Source organism: Micromonospora sp. M51 (genome assembly GCF_018070305.1).
Classification (GTDB): Bacteria; Actinomycetota; Actinomycetes; order Mycobacteriales; family Micromonosporaceae; genus Micromonospora; species Micromonospora parva.
Genome location: NZ_JAGPXZ010001309.1, coordinates 1 through 853, shown reverse-complemented (window position 1 = coordinate 853; position 853 = coordinate 1). Strand labels below are relative to the sequence as shown.

The 853-nt window shown below is 72.0% G+C and carries 2 protein-coding genes; both read left to right on the top strand.

From position 1 onward, the window contains the following. On the top strand, positions 1-207 hold a 207-nt coding region (locus KBX53_RS34485; RefSeq protein WP_210863980.1), incomplete at its 5' end, for a hypothetical protein. 19 nt (positions 208-226) lie between these two features. Beyond that, the gene (locus KBX53_RS34480) at positions 227-751 is read left to right on the top strand and encodes a hypothetical protein (protein WP_210863979.1); all 525 of its coding nucleotides are present in this window, start codon (positions 227-229) and stop codon (positions 749-751) included. Positions 752-853 lie beyond the last annotated feature (102 nt).

Sequence of the window (853 nt, the reverse complement as noted above, 5' to 3'; positions counted from 1 at the left end):
GTACTGCTGACCGGCCTGGCGGCGGGCGGCGCCGTCGTGGCTGTCGCTTCGGCCGCGTCACCACCCAGCTCGCTCCGGCCGGCGGGGCTGGTGCTCGCCGGCTTCGTCGGCCTGCTGCTGGGCTTTCTGGCCATCAGATCCGACGACCTGGTGGCCCTGTTCCGCGGGGTCGACCACGATCCGCGACTTACCACCCACAGTCGTTGACTACTTTCGGGAGCAACAGATGACCCTCCTTGCTACGGCCGTTCTCGGCGTGGGCCTGCTCGGTACGGTGAACTTCCTCCTCACCTTCGGCGTCCGGAAGCGTCTGCGTGAGCACACGGCGCTGCTCTCGAACGAGGCCGGGGTCTCCGCCGAACTGGGCATCGCCGACCCGGTGGGCGATTTCGCCGCCGTCGACGTCGATGGCGTCCCGGTGCGCCGCGAGCTGCTGCGGGCGGAGACCTTCGTGGCCTTCGTCTCCACCTCCTGCGACTCGTGCCGCGAGAAACTGCCCGAACTCATCGAGCACGCCCGGCGGGGGCCCGGCGGCCGGGAGCAGGTGCTCGCTGTCGTCGCCGCCGGTGCCGACGACGCCGATGCGTTCACCGAGCGGCTCGCCCCGGTGGCGCGGGTGGTCGTCGAGCCGAAGGGCGGGCCGCTCAGCAACGCCTTCCGCGCCTTCACCTATCCCACGATGATGTGGGTCGGTCCGGATGACGCCGGCCGGCTGGTTCGGATCAAGCAAACGGCGCCGGCCCCGGCATGATCGGGGGGCGGACGCGGCGCGGCGACATCGCGGCGGATGACGCCCGCGGGTTGCGGGCGTCGGCACCACCGGCGCGGTCGGCACGCCGCATCCGTACGGCGT

What these genes read in the sequence shown, in the direction of transcription:
- KBX53_RS34480 (WP_210863979.1), top strand. Translation starts at nt 227, where the DNA reads ATGACCCTCCTTGCTACGGCCGTTCTCGGCGTGGGCCTGCTCGGTACG.